Annotated in this window: 7 protein-coding genes; all 7 read left to right on the forward strand. The window is 41.2% G+C overall.

Annotated features, from left to right (window positions below; genetic code table 11):
- Positions 1 to 9 precede the first annotated feature (9 nt).
- Positions 10 to 909 (forward strand): hypothetical protein, encoded by a 900-nt coding sequence (locus BCU91_RS16945; protein ID WP_102531971.1) that lies wholly within the window; start codon positions 10 to 12, stop codon positions 907 to 909.
- Positions 910 to 1,068: 159 nt separating this feature from the next.
- Positions 1,069 to 2,412, forward strand: coding sequence for an AarF/ABC1/UbiB kinase family protein (locus tag BCU91_RS16950; protein WP_102531972.1), 1,344 nt, complete (start codon positions 1,069 to 1,071; stop codon positions 2,410 to 2,412).
- Positions 2,413 to 2,536: 124 nt separating this feature from the next.
- Entirely contained in the window at positions 2,537 to 2,920 is a 384-nt protein-coding gene (locus BCU91_RS16955) for a VOC family protein (RefSeq protein WP_102438649.1), read from the forward strand.
- A 338-nt stretch (positions 2,921 to 3,258) separates the two neighbouring features.
- Positions 3,259 to 4,026 (forward strand): subclass B1 metallo-beta-lactamase, encoded by a 768-nt coding sequence (bla, locus tag BCU91_RS16960; protein WP_102531973.1) that lies wholly within the window; start codon positions 3,259 to 3,261, stop codon positions 4,024 to 4,026.
- Positions 4,027 to 4,051: 25 nt separating this feature from the next.
- The gene (locus BCU91_RS16965; RefSeq protein WP_102531974.1) at positions 4,052 to 5,815 is read left to right on the forward strand and encodes a pseudouridine synthase; all 1,764 of its coding nucleotides are present in this window, start codon (positions 4,052 to 4,054) and stop codon (positions 5,813 to 5,815) included.
- Between the two features lie 274 nt (positions 5,816 to 6,089).
- Positions 6,090 to 6,509, forward strand: coding sequence for a DUF4339 domain-containing protein (locus BCU91_RS16970; RefSeq protein ID WP_102438656.1), 420 nt, complete (start codon positions 6,090 to 6,092; stop codon positions 6,507 to 6,509).
- 73 nt (positions 6,510 to 6,582) lie between these two features.
- Positions 6,583 to 6,949 (forward strand): DUF4339 domain-containing protein (locus BCU91_RS16975; protein WP_133126615.1); only part of this gene is annotated, 367 nt, incomplete at its 3' end.

A 6,949-nucleotide genomic window follows, 5' to 3' on the forward strand; every position in this document is an offset into this window, starting at 1 on the left:
AACCAGTTAATGCAGTTAGCATTACGTGATAACAATCAAGGCCCGTATTTTAGTCGGGTACTTGAGTATGGTCGTAACGAGTCACTATTAACTGATGAGCATGTCACACAAATAAAATCCAAAGCGATTTTGATGAGCCTCAAACTGGCTGACAAGTTCTACAACAAACACAAAATGCATCTGCTAGAACAAGCGGCCCATGATGTCATTGGCGTGGTAAGCCTAGGGCTTATTGCGCTAACCGGTCACGAACCCGTTGGCTCAATTAACTTGCTGAAAACCCCTGATGGCGTGATGAAATGCTTTCAAAAAGGCTGGAGCATGTTGACCACGGTGAGCAAGCATATGCATGGCAGTGAACAGTCACTCTATGGCGATATCAACCCATTGCTGATGGAAAAAATCTCGACCCCACCAGACACTGAAGAGTGGCTAGGTTGGCAAGATTACCAAAAAGCACTGACTGACCATAGAAGCCAAGAAGCGACTCAAGTGGTACTTGAAACCTTTTATGCTAAAACTGAGCTAGATCCACTCTTTAGTCTCGGTCTTGAAAGTGTACTGGCCGAAGCGGTGTTATATCGCATCATGTTTGATGACGCTCGTGTGCGTGAAGACATGAAAAAGCGCCTGCGTAGAATTGAGTTAGATGATAACTGGTTCAATGTTGAAGTGATTCAAATTCATACCGACCGCGCGTTGAAACTGTTACCAGATTCATTAGCAGAGGCCATTCGCCAAGACTTAGGTAAACATTTTTACCAAGAGTTATTGCGAACGCTTAAGTTTGCCAAGAAATACCGAGAACTTGCCCTTGATGATGCCAGCCCTGAAAAGCTTGAACGTTATGAGCAAAAACATGGCTTACAAAGTGTGTTACTGGGCTGGCAAGATACTATGGAGTTTTAGTTTCAGCATCAGGTGTAAACTAGGCTAGCAGCAAAAAAGGGCAATTTAATTGCCCTTTTTTATGCTTTAAACTTCTGATCTAAAGATGAATATCTGCCGTATCATTATTTAGTTATTATCAATTCACGTACCGAATTAGACCAAGTATCGGAGTAGTCCATGAGTAGAGATGTTGCTGACAGAAATAATGGGACTAGTGTCGCTAAGATCCCCACTAGTCGCTTATCTCGCCTAGGTAAAATGGGCTCGTTAGCATCAAGAGTTGCTGGCAACGTACTCTATGAAGGCGCTAAGCAACTCAGTAGAGGTCAATCGCCAAAGCTACAACAACTGGTACTCACACCCAAGAATATGACTCAAGTGGCAGAAAAGCTCGCTCAGCTTCGCGGCGCCGCCATGAAAGTAGGTCAGATGATCTCTATGGATAGCGGTGACATCCTTCCTCCAGAAATCAGTCAAATATTAGCTAAATTGCGCGATGATGCTAAAGCCATGCCCCACAAACAGCTGGTAGCCATTCTCAAACAACAATGGGGACAAGATTGGTTAGCTCCTTTTGCCCAATTTGAATTACGCCCTTTTGCAGCCGCCTCTATTGGTCAGGTACATTTAGCCTATCTAGACAGTGGTGAAAAACTAGCAGTTAAAATTCAATATCCCGGTATTAAAGACAGTATCGACAGCGATATTGATAATGTCGCGAGCCTGCTAAAAATGGCGCAGTTAGTGCCCGACCATGTGCAATTTGATAAGTTACTCACTGAAGCTAAAGCACAATTACACCACGAAGCTGATTATCACTACGAAGCTAATTTACTGCAGCAATACTACACTTGGGTCGCTGATACGCCACACTTTGTGGTACCAAGAGTTTATTCGCAGCTTAGCACCGACAGTATTTTAGTGATGCAGTTTATCGAAGGCGTGCCAATAGAATCTGTGCTCAATATGGCGCAAAGCATTCGCGATAAGGTCGCCACCCGGTTACTCAGTCTTTTTTTAGATGAGCTGTTTACCTTTAAGTTGGTACAAACAGATCCCAACTTTGCCAACTTTATGTACCAAGCAGATCCTGACAAAATTGTGCTGTTAGATTTTGGTGCTACCCGCAGCATTTCTGATGATTTATCCAGCGGCTATAACATGTTAATGCAAGGCGCTATGACCAGTGATAGTGCACTCATGACCCAGGCTGCAGCGCAAATTGGTTTTTTTCAAAAACACATTACCCCAGAGCAGCAACAAGTCATTGTCGATATTTTCCATCAAGCCTGTGAGCCATTACGATGTGAAGGGGAATATGATTTTGCCAATAGTAATCTCGCTAAACGCATTACCGACTCAGCCAAGGCCATGAGCACCAAACAAGATGAATGGCACACACCGCCAACCGATGCGATTTTTATCCATCGCAAGTTAGCCGGTATCTACTTACTTGCCTCTCGCATAAAAGCAAAAATTGATGTCAGGCAGCTGTTTTTAAGCCATCAAAACAACATCTAGCATTCGCACTTAACGCTGACGTTTATTGCCAAAAGGCTTGTTTAATAATAAAACAGTCCCATATAAGAAAGTGACGTTTATTAAAAAATTTATAAACGCCTTATAATTCAACAAGGAGAGTGACATGTTCAGCCACATCATGATCGGCAGTAACGATATACAAAAATCAAAAGCATTTTACGATGCCACCTTCGCCGTTTTAGGTTACGAACCTGGGGTCATCGATGATAAAGGTCGTTGTTTTTACTTCACTGAAAGCGGTATTTTTGCCATCACTAAACCCATCGATGGCGAACCTGCAACCCACGGCAACGGCACCACTATCGGTTTTAGTGTTAAAGATGCTGCTCAGGGCGATAAATGGCATGAAGTCGGCGCCGCTCATGGCGGCACACCTTGTGAAGAACCGCCTGGAGTACGTTCAAACCCTGCGATGAATTTGTACCTTGCCTATTTACGCGACCCTGATGGCAATAAAATTTGTGTACTGCATCGACTTCCAAAATAATCGCAGTCGTAAATACAAAATAGTAACGACTGAAGTTATTTCTACCGCACGATAAACACTGAAAAATGACTTAAAGTCCAACAATCACATAGCCTTGATACTCGCTATGTGATTGTTAAATTGTCAAAGGCTGACATCAGCAACTCAAATAGCGTCTCTCACTCAAAATAGCTCATAATGCCGCTCAACAAAGGCCCTCATACTGAAGCCTATCAACCTCAAGCGCTACCTGTGTAAAATTAGCCACAATAGTAAGCGGCTACACTATCTTAATAGACTGCACCATCTTAATAGCAATAGGGTAAACTCTAGCCTGTAACCACTTGGACAGAGACTGCATGATGAAATTGGCCATTGCATTATTCCTCGCTTATATTTTACTGTTAGTGCCCAGCACCCACGCTAGCCAAGAACAGTTTAAAAGCGCCACTAATCAGCTTGAACCAACAAAAGGCCAATTATCAGTCAAGCCGTTAATCGACAATGTATTTCAGTTTACCTCTTACTTCCAAACTCAAGATTACGGCTTTGTATCAGCTAATGGCTTAGTGGTTATCGATGGCTCAGAGGCCTACTTGATTGATACCCCATGGACAGAAAAAGATACCATTCAACTGGTGCGATGGATTAAGCAACAAGGCTTTACGCTGCGGGCGAGTATTTCAACTCATTCCCATGATGATCGCGCAGCCGGAATTGGCTACTTAAATACCATAGGGGTTGATACTAACGCCTCTGAATTAACCAATTCATACTTAAAAGCCAATAATAAGCCTTTAGCAAAACAGGCTTTTACAGGCGACAAGTTGCAATTAGCCAACAAGCAGATTGAAGTAAAATATCTCAGTGCAGGCCATACAGAAGATAACCTCGTGGTGTGGCTGCCTGAGTCGAAATTACTATTCGGCGGATGCCTAATAAAAAGTCAAGCTAGCAAAACTATGGGCTATATTGCACAAGCGTCACTTTCTGAGTGGCCAAATACCCTAGATAAAGCCAAAAGCCGTTATAATGATGCAATCATTGTGGTACCAGGTCATGGCAACAATGGCGGATTAGAACTACTCAAGCACACCCAAGAGCTGATTAGTAACCATTTAAAGTAATTTATTGAAAAAGAAGCTGTAGAAGATGCCAACTGATAATAACGCAAGCCATTCCACTACAAACCAGCACTGCTTTGTGCCATTTAACACCAATGTAGATGGATATACATTGCCGGAAAAATTTACTTTCCCCTTTTATTATCAGCCACACCCATTAGCGATTATCGCCGCCGAGCAGCTACAAGAGCATTTACAACAGCAAACAGATTGGCTGCATAATTTTGGCATTACCGATAAAGAACATGATCAGTCAGCACCAACTGAAGCATTGCTTAGAAGAGAAGCATCAAAACACCTTCCTGCCATAGGTAAAATGTTTGGGGTATTAGTGGTCAAAAATACTCAGGGACAACTGGGTTTTTTAGCTGCTTTTTCAGGTAAATTAGCTGATAAAAACCTATGGCCACAATTCGTGCCGCCAGTATTTGATATGCTCAGTAAAGATAGTTTTTTCAAACAAGAAAATATCGAAATCAATCAACTCAATGCCCAGCTGGTTGAGTTAGAAAAGGATCCATTATTACAGCAGTTGACCACTAAACTAGCGTTAACGCAGCAGCAAGCTGAAAATGCCATCGCGGCGCAGCGATCGCAAATGATCGAAAACAGAAAGTATCGCAAAGCTCAGCGAGCTCAAGCGCAAAGTCTCAATGAAACTGACTTTAAAACCTTATCAATTGAAATGAGCAGACAAAGCGTTAATGATAAATATTGCTTAGCAGAGCTTAAAGAGCATTGGGAGCGGCAAACTAAACTGGTTGCTGAGCCATTAGCTGAATTAGAACAAGCTATTAGTGCTATTAAACAACAAAGAAAGCAGCTATCTAATGGGCTACAGCATAAGTTATTTAGCCACTATCAGTTTTTAAATGCCCTAGGTGAGAGTAGTGATCTTAATAAGATTTTTAATGATGCGCCCAATCATTTACCACCTGCTGGAGCTGGTGAGTGCGCCGCGCCTAAACTGCTACAATATGCCTTTAAACATAATTTCACTCCTATCACTATGGCTGAGTTTTGGTGGGGCATGTCGCCCAAATCTGAAATTAAACAGCATAAAAACTATTACCCTGCATGCCATGGAAAATGCCGCCCAATTTTAGGGCATATGCTTAAAGGCCTACTGGTTGATGAAAATCCACTACTTAGCAACCCTGCTGAAGGGGTCGAGCTTCCCATCGTTTACCAAGACGATCATATTGTGATCGTGAATAAACCAGCGGAGTTTTTATCTGTGCCTGGTAAAAATATCACCGACTCAGTATATAGCAGAATGAAGCAAGCTTTTCCCCACGCCACTGGGCCACTCATAGTACATCGCCTAGATATGTCGACCTCAGGATTAATGGTTATTGCGCTGTCTAAAGAAGCCAATAAGCATTTAGTGCAGCAATTTATCAGTCGTACTGTCACCAAGCGTTATATCGCTAAGATCGATGGGGTCCCACAGCTTGATCGCGGCGATATTACACTGCCATTAAGAGTAGATTTAGACGATAGACCAAAGCAACTTGTCTGTTATTTACACGGAAAAAATGCACAAACCCATTGGCAAAAAGTACAGGAATTAAACAACTCTTGCTTAATTCACTTATTCCCCAAGACAGGCAGAACTCATCAATTAAGAGTCCATTGCGCCCACGCCAAAGGCTTGAACATGCCAATTTTAGGCGATGATTTATATGGAAAAAATGCACAAAGACTGCATTTACATGCTCAATTGCTGTCGATTATTCACCCTAATACAAATCACAGAATAACCTTTGAAGTTAATGCTGACTTCGAATAATCACAATATAAAACAATAGTTTTAAACAACTGAATGAATTAGTGTCAATTTTCTGTCTATTTGGCACTGATAAAAACTCTTAAAAATCCCCATTTCCAAGTGGAAATGTTAATCAATATCAGTTAATGTAATAAGTTCGTACGATATGCGATTTAATTGATAACAACCCAATAAGCTAACGTTTTCTACGTTATAAATTTTAGCCTTCCTACAAGCTGTTGATTAAATTAATAAAACTTTGGCTTACTGCACTATTTAAGGAAAAAAGTGGACTATGAAAGAGTGGTATTTCTCAAATAATGGTGAGATCAGCGGACCATTAAGGCTGGCAGAATCAAATAAGTTTATTGCGTCAAATCCAAATGTTTATGCTTGGCATCCTTCTTATGCGCAGTGGGTTCCTGTAAGTGATATAGAAGAGTTCGATGTTATTGGCTCTCCACCACCTGCACCGGCGGAAATCCCGCAACAACTGATAGAGCATTTCACAGCTAAAGAGCGTGAGCTAAATGCTGCGCTAGGCCGAATAGATAATACGATTCAAACTATCAGTAGTTCAATGGCAGATATTGATCGCGACACCAATCGCTTTAAACAAACCACCAAAGATTTAAACGATAAAGTAGAAGCAACGTTAAAAAGCGTTAATGAGCAATATGCTGCATTACAGAAGACTCTTGCTGGTGTTAACTGATTGAGTAAAGAAACCTTATTACTCTGATTTGCATATAACATTTGTTTATAACTAAAACATTAAGAATACGATTATGAAAAAATGGTTTTTTTCCAAAAATGGCAAAATAACTGGGCCATTTACAGAAGTTGAAGCAAAAGAATTTTTACTCAGTGATGGTAACTGTTATGGATGGCACCCATCATTCACTCAATGGAAACCTGCAAGCAGCATTCCCGAATTTGCCGCCTTTGTTCCAGCAGTGACACCACCAGCTGAAATACCTCAAGCATTAATCGCCGAATTTGCAGCTAAAGATAAAGCATTACAAGCAAAAATACTTAGCATGGAAGAAAGCGTTATTTCTACCAAGGCCTACCTGCTTGAGTTTGAGCAAGAAATTACTAATTATAAAAAATTAACGAATAATCTAAATGATGAAGTTAAAAATAATATTAGTC

Origin of the sequence: Shewanella sp. 10N.286.52.B9 (assembly GCF_002873635.1) — a bacterium.
In the GTDB taxonomy this organism is placed as follows: domain Bacteria; phylum Pseudomonadota; class Gammaproteobacteria; order Enterobacterales; family Shewanellaceae; genus Shewanella.